We start from the raw sequence: 13,888 nt of genomic DNA, 5'->3' as shown, positions 1-13,888 counted from the left end.
GAATGAGAACAGTTTACATAATATTTTTATGTACGGTTTTTTTATTGACATTTTATGCTTGTAGAAAACCATACACCCCTACTGTCGTATCAACCAGTGCGCGTTATTTGGTTGTTGAAGGCTTAATCAATAGCGGCGGCGATAGTACTGTAATAAAGCTTAGCCGTACAATAAAACTTAACAGTACCACGCAAATAGCCGAAACGGGTGCAAGGGTTGCTGTTGAAGATCAAAGCTTGAACCAGGTAAATTTAACTGAAACTGTTGCCGGTACTTACCGCACTCAAAATCTTAATTTAATTGCCGGTGCCAAATACCGCATACATATTTATACAGCAACTAATAAACAATACGTTTCAGATTTTATTGAGAACAAGATAACCCCGCCAATTGATAGCATATCCTCCCAGGCGCTTACAAGTGGCGTGCAGTTTTATGTCTCATCGCATGATCCGGCTAATCAAACACATTACTACCGCTGGGATTATGACGAAACCTGGACCTATTTTTCTTTAGAAAGGTCACAATACATATATGTTAACCATCAGGTACTTTTTCGCAGCCCTGATAGCTTGGTGAGTACCTGTTACCGGTTTGCTAACCCGTCAAATAGCTTTTATGTAGGCAACTCGAGCAAATTATCTGCCGATGTTATTTACAAGGCTCCGCTTGGTTATGTGGCCGCTTCAACCGGGAGGCTTAATCATGTTTATTGCCTGCATGTAAAACAATATGCCATAACCGAAGATGCTTATACGTATTGGTCGTCGCTTAAAAAAAACACGGAGCAATTGGGTTCTATCTTTGATCCTGAGCCTTCAACTATAACAGGAAATATCCATTCGATGAGTGATCCGAAAGAGATAGTTATCGGCTTTATAAGTGTATCTACAACTACTGATAAAAGATTATTTTTAAGCGGACGGTCATTACCAATTCAACTCCCAAGAGTTGTAGGCCCCCCGTTTGCAGACCAATGCGCTGATATAAGTATTTTATTTGCACCAACTGCAACGTTAAATGAACGGCTTGAACATTCCTTATTAAGCGGTGATACCTTATTAACCATACCTATAGTTGATCGTATTACCCATATTCAATTAGGATACGCTGCGGCAACAAAAATTTGTGTGGATTGCCGTGTGGCGGGGGGTACAACAGTAAAACCCCCTTACTGGCCGTAAGAGGGTTTTGTATAATGTTTAATTAAATAGGTATTATCCTTTTTTAAATTTACTTGCAAGCAGTTTTAACATATCATCATCAACAGGCAAAGCCGGGCTTTCGTCCTTTTTTTGATATGGCTTGTTATAATTATTAGTTTTAACGTGGTCTGGTTTATGAAACTCCCTTTTAACCGGGGCTGGTTCCGTTTTAGCTTCGTTGGGTGCCTGTGGTGCTTTAGGAGTTGCAGGTCTTTGTTGCCTTTCAGCAACCCTCTTAGCATTAAAGCGGTTATGGATCTCCTCTAACTTACGTTTGGTATATAACGGAAAATCGCCATTCATCATCCACGAATAATAGCTTGGTTCAATTTTAAGCACATCTTCAACCGGTTTGCCTTTGTGTTTACCAAAGTTAAATGTTTCCTGTCCTTCGTCGTTAAAAACCATCCGGCCTGCAAAATCAACAGGTTTACTCAGGTTGGTAAATTTGTGTAAGCCTTCAACATGGTTAACCACCGGGATAGATCTGTTTCCTTTTTTATCCTCCCACTCTGTATTTTCATAACGGGCAACCTGGGCAAGTAAAACTTCCATAGTAGCGCGGGTATCAGCTTCGGCAGAGTGTGCGTTAATGATCTGTTTATCACAATAAAACTGGTAAGCAGCTTTCAATGTACGCTGCTCCATTTGGTGGAAGATGTTCTGCACATCAACAAAATGGCGGTTATCCAGGTCAAATAAAACACCTGCACGCAAAAACTCCTCCATTAACATAGGTATATCAAACTTGTTGGAATTATAACCAGCCAAGTCACTTTCACCTATAAATTCAGCTACTAAGCTGGCAATTTCATTAAAAACAAGCTCGTCTTTTATGTCCTCATCATAAATCCCATGTACTAATGATGATTCTAAGGGGATAGGCATGCCGGGATTTACACGCCATGTTTTAACTTCTTCACTACCATCGGGATGAAGTTTTATAATAGATATTTCAACAATACGGTCAACGCCAATATTGGTTCCTGTTGTTTCAAGATCAAAAAAAGCCAGAGGCCGTTTTAAATTTAATTTCATTTGATAGATGTTTACTTATTAGCTGATATAAGAAGCTGGCATAATACCAATAATTTTATGCTCCTTAATTTAAGCTGTTGCAAAGGTCGTAAAAGTCTTAAAACAATCGGTATTATTAATTTAAATTCAATTTATAATTTACGTGATTAAAACGTTAATTTAATGCCACCTTATTACACAATTTAAACCATGAGAAAAACCTTACTATTTCTATTACTAATAACAGCTTTATTTAGCCGGGTAGGCGCGCAAGACTTTAAGTATGGAGCAGTTACCCGTGAGCAGATGGATATGAAGAGCTATGCCAAAGATACCTCGGCACACGCTGTAGTACTGCAGGAATTTGGAAAATCGCGAATAGATGTTGGTGGCGATGACAATATTAAGCTGCAATACCTGTATCATGTTAAGATAAAGATATTTGACAGCAAGGCTTTTGATAAAGGGACTGTTGAAATACCAGTTTATAATAACAGTGACGCCGACTCATTTGAAGACGTACAGGATATAAAAGGGGTTACTTATTACTTAGATGATAACGGCACCACCCAAAAGGTTGAACTTGAAAATAAAAAGATATACCCGGTAAAAGAAAACAAGCATTGGGCTATTTATAAATTTGCATTGCCTGGCATACGCAATGGCTGTGTAATTGAATATACATACAAAATAGAGTCGCCTTATTTCGAGAATTTCCATGCCTGGCATTTTCAGGCAGATATTCCTAAAATATATTCAGAATACGAGGTTCATATACCTGCTTTCTGGACTTACAATGCCTCTATCAAAGGTTTTTTAAAACTCACCAAAAATACATCCGATGTTGAGACCAGCTGTTTTTCAACACACGGCGCAAGCTGCGATTGCTCGCATATAGTTTATGGCATGGGCGATATACCCGCTTTTGTTGAAGAGGACTACATGACATCGAGCAAAAACTTTTCATCAACCATCAACTTTGAGTTGGTTGAATATACCAGCCCTTATGATGGTTCTAAGCATAAAATAACCAAAGAGTGGAGGGATATTGACTATCAGCTAAAAAATGAAATTTATTTTGGCAACCAGTTAAAAAGAAAAGGATTGCTTAAAGATAGAGTAGCAAGCATTATTGCAGGTAAAACTGATGATATTTCAAAAGCAAGAGCTATTTATACTTACTGGCAAAAATGGTTTAAATGGAATGAATCACGCGGAATATACAGCGAAAATATAAGCAAGGCATTCGATACGCATAGTGGCAGCGATGCTGATATAAACCTATCATTAGTTACTGCACTCAGCACTGCGGGTTTAAATGCCGAAACTGTTTTATTATCAACACGCGACAATGGAATGCTCAATACGCTGTACCCTGTTTTAGGTGATTTTAATTATGTAGTGGCCAAAGTGAACATTGGCGATCAAAGTTATCTGTTAGATGCTACCGACCCTATGCTTCCGTTTGGGGTGCTACCTTTCAGGTGTTTAAATGATAAAGGACGGGTTTTCAGCTTGGATAAGCCCTCGTATTTTATGGATCTTAATCTGCCGCAAAAAGAAAAAAGTACTTATACCTATGATTTTACTTTGCACGAGGATGGAAAGCTAACCGGAAAAATGGTTAACTACTCTGTTGGATACGAGGCTTACAAAAAAAGAGTAGCTATCAGGAAATTTAACAGCACAGATGAGTATGTTGAAAATCTGAATGAAAAATTCCCAAAAATGAAGATTTTGAAATCAGAGATCCTGAATTTGGATAGCCTGGATTTGCCGCTCGGCGAGATCTACGAAGTGGAAATTGATCTTTATAATAAAACGGGGGCCAACAAAATTACCTTCAACCCTTTCTTTATGAAGAGGATCATAACCAATCCTTTTAAATTAGCCGAACGCTCCTACCCGGTAGATTGGGGAATGCCATCAGACGATAGGTTTATATTAACCATCCATTTACCGGCAGGTTATACAATTGAAACGCCGCCGCAAGCTTTAAGCCTGAGCATGCCTGATAATGGCGGTAAGTTTTTAACTTATTATGAGCCGGAAGATAATGGGTTCAAGTTTTCAAATGTTATACAATTTAACAAATCGATCTATAGCTCCGAAGAGTATCCGTACCTGAAAGAGCTTTATAATAAGATCATACAATCAGAAAAATCAGAAATGATATTTAAAAAGAAATAATGAGGTCTTTTATAATTACGATGTTTTTATTGCTGGTTACTGGTGCAGTTATAGCACAGCAAAACTATGATGCAAGCCTTATCCCAAAAGATCTTTTGCCTTATGCAAGTACCGTTGTCAGGAACAGCGAGGAAAGCATCGAGATTAAAGACCTTGATAACGCCGTACATCATGTTAAAATAGCCATCACTGTTTTAAATAAAAATGGTGACCGGGATGCGCACATTGTTATTGAGCACGATAAAAGCAATATTATAAAATATATAAAAGGTGTTATTTATAATGCCTTTGGCAAGCAGACCGGAAAGTTCTCTGAAAGTGATTTTGAGGATGAAAGCGCAGCCAGCGGTGAATCGTTGTTTGAAGATGTAAGGATAAAGCACTATTTACCATCCATTACCGATTACCCTTATACTATAGCGTATGAGTATGAGGAACGGTCAAAACAAACCCTTAATATTGACCCCTGGAGGCCCACCAATTATATGGGAAAGGCTGTTGAAAAAAGCTCATTTACTTTTAGCTGCAGGCCCGACCTTAATTTCAGGTACCAGGAAAATAACATGCCTGTTAAAGTAAGCATAGGCACTAATGCACAAGGCCTTAAAACCTATACATGGCAGGTAAGTAACTTAAAGGCGCTCAAATACGAACCCTTTAGCCCTTACTATAAAAACTATTTAAGCAGCGTTAAATTCATCCCGGAAAAATTTGTTTACTATGGTATTAACGGATCATACAACAACTGGAAAGATTTAGGCAAGTGGCAATATGATAACCTGGTTAAAAGCCGACAGACTTTGCCATCAGAAACCATTGCTCATGTTATTGACATCACCAAAGATATTGCCGACCCTAAATTAAAGGCAAAAAAGATCTATGAATTTATGCAAGGCAAAACCCACTACATCAGTGTGCAGGTGGGTATAGGGGGTTATCAGCCGTTTTTAGCAGATGAGGTTGACAGGCAGAACTACGGCGATTGCAAGGCCCTGGTTAACTATACACAGGCGCTGTTGAGCGCTGTTAATATCAACTCCTATTATTGTATTGTTAAGTCGGGCCGTGATTATAAAGTAAGCCTGCAAAAAGATTTTGCCAGCATGGATCAGGCAGATCATGTTATTTTATGCGTGCCCTTTAAAAATGATACCACCTGGGCCGATTGCACCAGCCAAACTATTCCCTTTGGCTATTTAGGCTCCTTTACGGATGACCGCTTAGTGCTGGCCTGCACGCCTGAAGGCGGGAAGTTATTGCATACCCCGAAGTATTCCACACTTGATAATTTAAAAAGCCGCAAAGCCGAGTTTGTTATTAATGATGACGGTGAGCTATCCGGCAAAATGTCAACAGCCTTTAAAGGGGTTGATTACGAATACCGCGATGAGCTTTTAAATGAACCCCGTACCGAGCGTTATAAGATGCTACAACAAATATATCCTATCAACAATATGGATATTGAAAGCCTTGATTTTAAGCAGGATAAAAGCTTTAATCCCGTAAGTACCGAGGATGTAAAACTGCATGCAAGGGAATATGCTACCCTAACCGACGGTAAGTATTATTTTATGCTTAACGCGGTTAATCGCCTCAGCGAGCCGCCCCACCAATTACGCAACCGCATAAATGATGTGTACATTAACCGCGGATATACCGATGTTGATGAAATTACTTATACACTGCCTACGGGTTACCATTTGGAAAAAGTCCCTTTAAATGAGGCAATTGACAAGCCTTTTGCGAAATTTACGGCAACCATGAGCCTTAACGGCAACAAGCTAACCTATAAACGCAAGCTTCAGTTTATGGATGGCACTTACAGCAAGGATACTTACCAGGATTTGGTTGATTTTTATCAATCGGTAATTGATGCAGATGCCTATGAGGTGGTGCTGATTAAAAACAATTAGCTGAAAATTACAATGCCGAGGATTATGCCCACAATCATAATAACATAAAGCAGAATTTCGGTACTGGCGAACTTTTTGTATTTAGTCCAGAAAGAATAATTTTGTTTTGGCTCTTCCATGATGGTGCTAAATTACCTATTAATTTTCATTGCATGAATTAATAAGCAGTAACCGATCATTTGCCGGGATTTGCACTGGTATCATCGGTTGCAACAACAGATCCGCATCTTGAAAAGTACTTGTAAGTGTAGGGATCATGCAGCTTGGTGATCATTACACCTTTTGATGAACTGGCGTGTACATAATAGCCATTTTGCAGATAGACACCCACATGGCTGAATTTTTTACCGTCGTAATCAAAAAACACAAGGTCGCCCTCTATCAGTTCCTCTTCATACTTGCGCTTGATCACGTTTATCTGCTGCCCTGTAGATCTTGGGATATTTATCCCATAAACCTGTTGTTGCAGCAATTGAGTTAAGCCTGAGCAATCTATACCGTTTTTATCTTCGCCGCCAAACCGGTATGGGGTTCCCATCCATTGGTCAATAAAGGCATATAAGCGGCCGTTTTGAATATCACGGCGATCAACACCCATAATTTCAGAATATTTATCTGCAATGTTTGCCTGTGGCTTTACAACCTCGCCCGGCTCGCCCCTAAGCACAGCCTTTTTACTATGGCAGGCCGACAAAACGATTGCAAAAACCGGTAACAGGAAAAAATAGCGGATCTTTTTATTCATCAAGTAAAAATACGGGCAAAGGGCCTTTAAGGTTACCCAAAGGTTTTTAACATATTAACATTAATATCCAAAAGAACCTAACTAAGTAAGTGGAATAAAATAATTAACCTTTTATTACCCTTTGGATCTCATCAAGTTTCATCAAAGCCTCAACCGGAGTAAGGGTATTTACGTCAAGGTTGTTCAGGGTATCTCGGATCTTAACGAGTACAGGGTCGTCGATAGAGAACATCTGCATCTGCACCGCCTGCTTTTGCACCTTACGAATACTTTCTTTAATGTGCTCCCCTCCTGTTCGTTCGTTCTCTAATTTCTTTAAAATTTCGTTGGCCCTACTCAATACCTTTTGAGGCATACCTGCAAGTTTAGCAACATGGATCCCAAAGCTGTGCTCGCTGCCACCCGGTACCAGCTTGCGTAAAAAAATGATCTGCTGACCAACCTCTTTTACCGATACGTTGAAGTTTTTGATGCGGTTAAAGGTATTGCTCAACTCATTTAACTCGTGGTAATGCGTAGCAAATAAGGTTTTGGCCCTTGCCTGCGGCTGGTTGTGTAAAAACTCGGCAATAGACCAGGCTATGGAGATCCCATCATAAGTTGATGTTCCACGTCCTATCTCATCCAGCAGGATCAGGCTCCTGTCCGACAGGTTGTTCAGGATGCTTGCCGTTTCGTTCATCTCCACCATAAAGGTTGATTCGCCCGATGAAAGGTTATCTGAAGCACCAACGCGGGTAAATATTTTATCAACCAAACCAATCGAGGCTGCTGATGCAGGTACAAAGCAACCCATTTGCGCCATAAGCACAATTAAGCCGGTTTGTCTTAATAAAGCCGATTTACCGGCCATGTTAGGCCCCGTAATGATGATGATCTGTTGTGTTTCTGAATCGAGATAAACATCATTGGTAATATAAGTATCACCAAGCGGCAGGTGTTTCTCAATTACCGGGTGGCGTCCGCCTTTTATATCTAATATCCGGCTGTCATTAATATCCGGCTTAACATAGTAGTTTTTTATGGATATGGTAGCAAAATTAAGCAACACATCCAAACGGGCTATCAGCTGTGCATTCAGCTGTATCGGTTTAATATATTCGGCCAGCGAATATAGTAGATCGTTATATAAGCGAGTTTCAATAACCAATATCTTTTCTTCGGCGCCTAATATCTGCTCTTCGTACTCTTTAAGTTCGGGCGTTATGTAGCGTTCTGCATTTACCAGGGTTTGCTTGCGGATCCATTCTGCAGGTACTTTATCGCGATGGCTGTGTGTAACTTCCAGGTAATAGCCAAAAACGTTATTGAAAGATACTTTAAGTGATGGTATCCCGGTTAACTCAGCCTCGCGTTTTTGGATTTCCAATAAATAGCCTTTCCCACCAAAAGCAATTTTGCGCAAATGATCAAGTTCCTCGTTAATCCCCTCATTCATCACGCTGCCTTTTATCAGCATTACTGGAGGCTCAGCACTTAATTCTCTTTCTATTTTTTCGCAGATAAGTGTGCAAGGGTTAAGCTGTGCACCAATGGCTTGTAAAGGCAAACTGATGGATTTTTCTGCAATTCCTTTAATAGTTACAATGGCCATTAAAGCTTTTTTAAGCTGGCAAACCTCGCGGGGGTTGGCTTTCTGCAAACCAATTTTTGAGATCAGTCTTTCCAGGTCACCTATCAGGCGGATGTTCTGTTTCAGCGTTTCGCGTACATCTTCCTGCTCAATCAGGTATTCAACTACGCCCAGCCGGTCTTTGATCGGTTTGATCTCCTTAAGCGGCATTACTATCCAGCGGCGCAGCAAGCGTGCCCCCATTGGCGTGCAGGTTTGATCCAGCACCTCAACAAGTGTATGGGCATTTTCATTGGCCGAGCCAACTAACTCCAAATTACGAACGCTGTAACGGTCGAGCCATAAGTAGCGGTCTTCCTCTATCCTGCTGATAGCCGAAATATGCTGCAGGTTACGGTGCTCTGTTTCGTTTAAATAATGCAGGGCTACACCGGCGGCAACAATACCCAGGTTTAATTTATCAATACCAAACCCTTTTAATGATTTTACGCCGAAGTGCTTAAGCAGCACCTCGTTGGCATAATCGCCGCTGTAAGGCCATTCATCAAGGGTATAGGTATAAAAGCGGTCGCCGTAACTCTCTTTAAAATCACTTTGCCTGCTTTTTGGATAGATGATCTCGCTTGGCGAAAAGCTTTGTAACAGTTTATCAATATAATCACTGTTACCCTGAGCCGTTAAAAACTCACCGGTAGAAATATCAATAAAAGCTACCCCTATACTGTTTTTTTCAAAATATAACGAAGCAAGGTAATTATTGCTTTTTTGATTCAGGATATGATCGTTGGTGGCTACACCGGGGGTCACTAATTCGGTAACGCCACGCTTAACTATGGTTTTGGTAGTTTTCGGATCCTCTAACTGATCACAAATGGCAACACGCTGACCGGCCCTTACCAGTTTGGGTAAGTAAGTATCAAGCGAATGATGCGGGAACCCCGCCAATTCAATATACGTTGCCGATCCGTTGGCGCGCCTGGTAAGCACTATTCCCAATATCCCGGCAGCCTTAACCGCGTCCTCTCCAAAGGTTTCATAAAAATCACCAACCCTAAATAAAAGCAATGCACCGGGGTACTTAGTCTTTATCTGGTTGTACTGCTGCATTAGCGGCGTTTCTTTGGTTACGTCTTTTGCCAAACGGTTTACTCCTTTTTAATAGGTGGGTAAAGTTAATGCATTGGGTGGTGTTTAGCGGAATTGTGGAAAAGTTAGGCAGATGTGAATTATTGGGTGATCTAACACCATACCCGGATAATAATTGAAGCAGATTAAACAGCGTAATAATTTATTAACTATCCTTTTTGCCTTCCTGTTCGTCAAAGGTTTGATGAAGTTGCTTAATGTCAATCTGTTCTTTCATTGCTTCCAGTTCGTGGTCGTGTTTATGGTTCATCCCCATTTCCTGCTGAATATCATGGAGCATTTGCAAAACCTTGGTAATTTCATTTTCGGCCCTAACATTTACCTCAAATTCTACCCGCTGCCTTACCTTTTCTATTTTACCCTGCCGGTTTTGATTAATTAATACGGATACTGATAAAACCACGGCGAACAGCGATACCACCATTTCAAGCACCGGGAAGGGAAATGGATCAAAAGGCTTTAATCCGTTCAAAAAGTTCAGGTTCCAGCAAATCCAGACTGTAAATAGCAGGATACAGGCAATCAAAAATTTCATGCTTCCCAAAAATTCGGTAATGCCTATAGCCAAATGATCAATAAGGGTTTTATTTATATCTAAGGCTGATTTGATCTCCTTATTTTTATCCTCTTCTTCCTTTTGATTAACCCGCTGCCACTGGTTTTGCTGTGCCATAAACTATTTTATAATTTAATTGATAAAACAACTAATCTGCATAAAGTTTTATTTATAATCCGGATTGTTTCAGTTTGTTATGGAGTATAATCACATTATCCCAATTACAATAAATGCCTTAACTTGTTATTTTTGTAACGAAACTTTATTCAGTTTATTCCGGGTTTCTAAATTATCTTTAAGTGCGATGGATTTTTTATAATACATTATGGCTTGCTCCTTGTCTTTTTTCATATCATAATAATCGCCCATGCTATCATAAACCAAATAGCTTTTTGGATAGTATTTAATGTTCATTTCAAAAACAGCCAAGGCCCTGTCGGGCAGGTTTATTTCCATAAAATTATAACCCATATCATGTAAAATAGATTGGGGAGGCAACACCTGGTAACCCATATGTTTGGATATTGCGGCATAATGAGCTAACAGCACTGCCCCTACATCTATTTTTGCTGTTGCATCATACAATTTTGCATCAATAGCGTTAGGTAATTTATAGTAATCAAACAAAAACCTGAAACCATCATACTCCGCAATAAGCGGTGATGAATTATGGTTATCATCTTTGTAATATTTATAATCCCACTTTAACCCATTAGCCGTATTTTGTTGAAATACATCCTTCAATTTGAGTATTGACCGAATGTGATTATTTACTCCGCTTGTATCGTGCCTTACATGTAAGGTATCCATGTCATCCGGCATAGTATTGGCAATACCTAAAAACACTGATCTTCCGCTAAAGTCCTTTTGCTTTAAAACTTCCTGCGCTTGTTTTAATAATTTTTTGCCATCCCACCACATACTCGGATCAATAATGGTATAAGCGTTAAACAGGTTTGTGTGGTTGATGAGGATATTTACAGCTGTTAAACCACCAAAGGAGTGCCCAACCAGCATACGGAACGGCGCAGCAGGATAAATTGAATCAATGTGCGGAATCAGCTCTTTTTCAATAAAGGCAGTAAATTTTTCTCCGCCTCCTGATGTTTTAAAATCATCGGTAGGCTTATCCGTAAAGTCAAGCTTTCCGTAGGTGGGTGTTAAATCGCGGGTACGATCGGTATTGGTAATGCCAACAACTATCATATCCGGGCATATCATATTACCGTTCTTTTCGCTCAGGTAGGTTATCATTCCGGTAACCGGCGAGAAAAATTCGGCACCATCTAACAGGTAAACTACCGGATAACGCATGGCATTTTCAGGACTGCCGGCACCTTCGGGCAGGTGGATCCATACGGCCCGCTTTTCGCCAAGAATTTTTGATTGGACGGTATCAGTATGGCCAGATATTATCTGACCATTTTTTATATCCTGTGCCGTAACGGAAGAGAAAATTGAAAGCAATAAAATTAGCAGGAATGGTTTCATTAAGATCAGTTGTTTGCACTAATCTATTAATTTTCAGTCGATAAAAAAATCGCCTGCCATCCGTAATTTATTAAAGCTTATTCCTGGGGTTTCTTGAAGTTTTCGGGTGGGGTTGAAACTATCTCACCAAATTCATTAACATAAGCCATCATGCTGTCAATATCTCCGCCCGGAGAATTTTGCTGACGGTCAAGCTTGCGTTGTTCTTTGTCTTCCTTCTTTTTTTGCTTGTTTTTTTCGAGTTGCTTCTTCATAAAGGTTGCCTGTGACTTCGCCATAAATATTTTGATTTAAATGAACTTGCATGCGCCAGTAAATGCGCTATCAGGAGCAGGATGCCCCGGATGTTTTGAAAACAGCAAGTGTAAATTTCTGCTAAGTTAGCAAAAATTAGCGTAGCAAAATTATTACAGGGCTGCGCATCCCTTTAGAAAGCGCTGCAATTTGGGCTATGAACTTATAGCAAAGTTAGTTATGCCGCTAATAATTATTATTTAGACTCTGTTGCCGCCATCAGGTCTTTAAACTCATGTGTACTTTTTATATTATCCAAATCATCATCATTTATGGCATATTTTTTTTAATAGCCTGCATCAACTGCCTTTTTTAGATAAAGATTAGCCTCAGGTAGTTTATTCATCAGCGATAGCAGGCACGCCATATTGTAATAGTCTGTCAGCAGATCGTAGCTGTTATTATTGTTGATTATTTTATCCTGTAAAATTTTACAGGCCTGGTTATAATCGCCGGTATAAAAAAGAGAAAATATATAATTGACAGATTTTTTTGTTGTATCAAGCTCCAATACCTTTTTAAAATCAGGTATCGCTGCATCTTTTTTATTGAGCTTTTTTAAATAGGTTTTTGCACGATAATAATAGGGCGATGAATAGGTTGGATTCAATTCAATTGCCTTGGTACTATAGTCGATCACCTTTTGATAATCATTCATAAAATATGCATTATCAGCGCAGTTATTGTAAATTATGGCTATGTTTTTATTGTCGTCCTTATAAAGTGTAGCTGCTTTTAAATAATCATCTATACTTTGTTTAAAGTTGCCCATAGAGGTATAGGCTATGGCTCTTTCCCAATAATAAGCTCCGGAAACCGGGTTTAGTGAGATTGCGATATTATAATCGGCAATGGCCTTATCAAACTGTTTTAATTCCGTTTCATTAGCGCCACGGTTACTATACAGCTTGGCAAGCTTTTTTTTATTATCCTTTAAAAGGGCAATAGCCTTAGTGTAATCTGTTGTAGCAAGCTGGTAATCCCCATTATCAGCGTATATTGCACCCCGGCTCCAGTAGTACTCCCCGTTTTCGGACTGGAGTAAAATGGCAAAATTCTCATCATTTATTGCCTTCAAATAGTCTTTCAGTTTCTTTTCACATCCTGCCCTATCATCAAAAAGTATGGCCAGATTTTCTTTATCATCCTTATCCTGAAAAAGTATTGCAGCAGAATAATCAGCTATACCGCGTTGATAATTTCCAGAATCATCAAAGGCTATTCCCCTGTGCCAATATGCATTCCCGTTTTTTGGATTGAGTTTTAGCGCTAATGAATCATCAACAATTGTTTTATCATACATGTGCAGATCCAGTTCCTCATCAGCCCGGTTATCATACAAATTTGAAAGTCCAAAATCATTATCCTGATAAAATGGCATTGCCCTGGTATAATTATCAATTGATAATTTATGATTACCCATATCGCTGTTAATACTCCCTAAGTCCCAGTAGGCGCTGCCGTTATTAGGGTCTAAAGTAGTAGCTTTTAAGGCATCTGCCAATGCCTTATCGTATAGTTTTAAGTTTTGTTCGCATTCTGCGCGGCCATCGTAAAGTTCTGAAAGTTTCTTTTTAATACTTTTAAAGTGCGGGATGGCCTTGGTATAATTATCAGCAGCCAGCTTATAATTCTTTTTTTCTAACAATGCATCTGCTATATCTTTATAATCCTTACCCGTTTGGGCAAATAAATTTCCACAGAAAATGATGGCCGATAAAATTGTTATAGTTAAAAATTGTTTCATTAATAATAAGG

Annotated in this window: 10 protein-coding genes; 3 read left to right on the top strand and 7 right to left on the bottom strand. The window is 39.4% G+C overall.

Features of this window, described 5'->3' with window-relative positions:
- Window positions 1–2: 2 nt before the first annotated feature.
- Window positions 3–1,184, top strand: a complete 1,182-nt coding sequence (locus tag ACQY4U_RS19740; protein ID WP_428331175.1) for a DUF4249 domain-containing protein — start codon at window positions 3–5, stop codon at window positions 1,182–1,184.
- 33 nt (window positions 1,185–1,217) lie between these two features.
- Here ACQY4U_RS19740 and ACQY4U_RS19735 read toward each other — a convergent pair whose 3' ends face one another.
- Window positions 1,218–2,243 (bottom strand): exonuclease domain-containing protein, encoded by a 1,026-nt coding sequence (locus ACQY4U_RS19735; RefSeq protein ID WP_428331174.1) that lies wholly within the window; start codon window positions 2,241–2,243, stop codon window positions 1,218–1,220.
- A 189-nt stretch (window positions 2,244–2,432) separates the two neighbouring features.
- On the opposite strand from ACQY4U_RS19735, the gene ACQY4U_RS19730 reads away from it, so the two are divergent.
- Both ACQY4U_RS19730 and ACQY4U_RS19725 read left to right on the top strand, forming a co-directional pair.
- Window positions 2,433–4,412 (top strand): DUF3857 domain-containing protein, encoded by a 1,980-nt coding sequence (locus ACQY4U_RS19730; protein ID WP_428331173.1) that lies wholly within the window; start codon window positions 2,433–2,435, stop codon window positions 4,410–4,412.
- Window positions 4,412–6,325 carry a DUF3857 domain-containing protein gene (locus ACQY4U_RS19725; RefSeq protein WP_428331172.1) on the top strand — a complete coding sequence of 638 codons (1,914 nt, stop codon included), beginning with the start codon at window positions 4,412–4,414 and terminating at the stop codon, window positions 6,323–6,325. Before ACQY4U_RS19730 ends, ACQY4U_RS19725 begins: the two co-directional genes overlap by 1 nt.
- 175 nt (window positions 6,326–6,500) lie before the next feature.
- Here ACQY4U_RS19725 and ACQY4U_RS19720 read toward each other — a convergent pair whose 3' ends face one another.
- The 6 genes from ACQY4U_RS19720 to ACQY4U_RS19695 all read right to left on the bottom strand — a co-directional run bounded on the left by ACQY4U_RS19720 (window position 6,501) and on the right by ACQY4U_RS19695 (window position 13,877).
- Window positions 6,501–7,070, bottom strand: a complete 570-nt coding sequence (locus ACQY4U_RS19720; RefSeq protein ID WP_428331171.1) for a C40 family peptidase — start codon at window positions 7,068–7,070, stop codon at window positions 6,501–6,503.
- 103 nt (window positions 7,071–7,173) lie between these two features.
- Window positions 7,174–9,783: a DNA mismatch repair protein MutS gene (gene mutS / locus ACQY4U_RS19715; RefSeq protein ID WP_428331170.1), complete on the bottom strand. Its 2,610-nt coding sequence runs from the start codon at window positions 9,781–9,783 to the stop codon at window positions 7,174–7,176.
- A 151-nt stretch (window positions 9,784–9,934) separates the two neighbouring features.
- Window positions 9,935–10,462, bottom strand: a complete 528-nt coding sequence (locus ACQY4U_RS19710; RefSeq protein WP_428331169.1) for a DUF1003 domain-containing protein — start codon at window positions 10,460–10,462, stop codon at window positions 9,935–9,937.
- Window positions 10,463–10,588: 126 nt separating this feature from the next.
- Window positions 10,589–11,836, bottom strand: coding sequence for an alpha/beta hydrolase-fold protein (locus ACQY4U_RS19705; RefSeq protein WP_428331168.1), 1,248 nt, complete (start codon window positions 11,834–11,836; stop codon window positions 10,589–10,591).
- Between the two features lie 77 nt (window positions 11,837–11,913).
- Window positions 11,914–12,114 carry a hypothetical protein gene (locus ACQY4U_RS19700; RefSeq protein WP_428331167.1) on the bottom strand — a complete coding sequence of 67 codons (201 nt, stop codon included), beginning with the start codon at window positions 12,112–12,114 and terminating at the stop codon, window positions 11,914–11,916.
- 302 nt (window positions 12,115–12,416) lie between these two features.
- The gene (locus ACQY4U_RS19695; RefSeq protein ID WP_428331166.1) at window positions 12,417–13,877 is read right to left on the bottom strand and encodes a tetratricopeptide repeat protein; all 1,461 of its coding nucleotides are present in this window, start codon (window positions 13,875–13,877) and stop codon (window positions 12,417–12,419) included.
- Between the last annotated feature and the right edge of the window lie 11 nt (window positions 13,878–13,888).

The organism is Mucilaginibacter sp. (genome assembly GCF_965277465.1).
Lineage (GTDB): Bacteria > Bacteroidota > Bacteroidia > Sphingobacteriales > Sphingobacteriaceae > Mucilaginibacter.
This window is presented reverse-complemented; position numbering and strand designations above follow the sequence as displayed.

Bases quoted from the DNA above. Each gene is read 5' to 3' on its own strand.
- ACQY4U_RS19740 (WP_428331175.1), top strand. From the start codon at position 3: ATGAGAACAGTTTACATAATATTTTTATGTACGGTTTTTTTATTGACA.
- ACQY4U_RS19735 (WP_428331174.1), bottom strand. From the start codon at position 2,243: ATGAAATTAAATTTAAAACGGCCTCTGGCTTTTTTTGATCTTGAAACA.
- ACQY4U_RS19730 (WP_428331173.1), top strand. From the start codon at position 2,433: ATGAGAAAAACCTTACTATTTCTATTACTAATAACAGCTTTATTTAGC.
- ACQY4U_RS19725 (WP_428331172.1), top strand. From the start codon at position 4,412: ATGAGGTCTTTTATAATTACGATGTTTTTATTGCTGGTTACTGGTGCA.
- ACQY4U_RS19720 (WP_428331171.1), bottom strand. From the start codon at position 7,070: ATGAATAAAAAGATCCGCTATTTTTTCCTGTTACCGGTTTTTGCAATC.
- ACQY4U_RS19710 (WP_428331169.1), bottom strand. From the start codon at position 10,462: ATGGCACAGCAAAACCAGTGGCAGCGGGTTAATCAAAAGGAAGAAGAG.
- ACQY4U_RS19705 (WP_428331168.1), bottom strand. From the start codon at position 11,836: ATGAAACCATTCCTGCTAATTTTATTGCTTTCAATTTTCTCTTCCGTT.
- ACQY4U_RS19700 (WP_428331167.1), bottom strand. From the start codon at position 12,114: ATGGCGAAGTCACAGGCAACCTTTATGAAGAAGCAACTCGAAAAAAAC.
- ACQY4U_RS19695 (WP_428331166.1), bottom strand. From the start codon at position 13,877: ATGAAACAATTTTTAACTATAACAATTTTATCGGCCATCATTTTCTGT.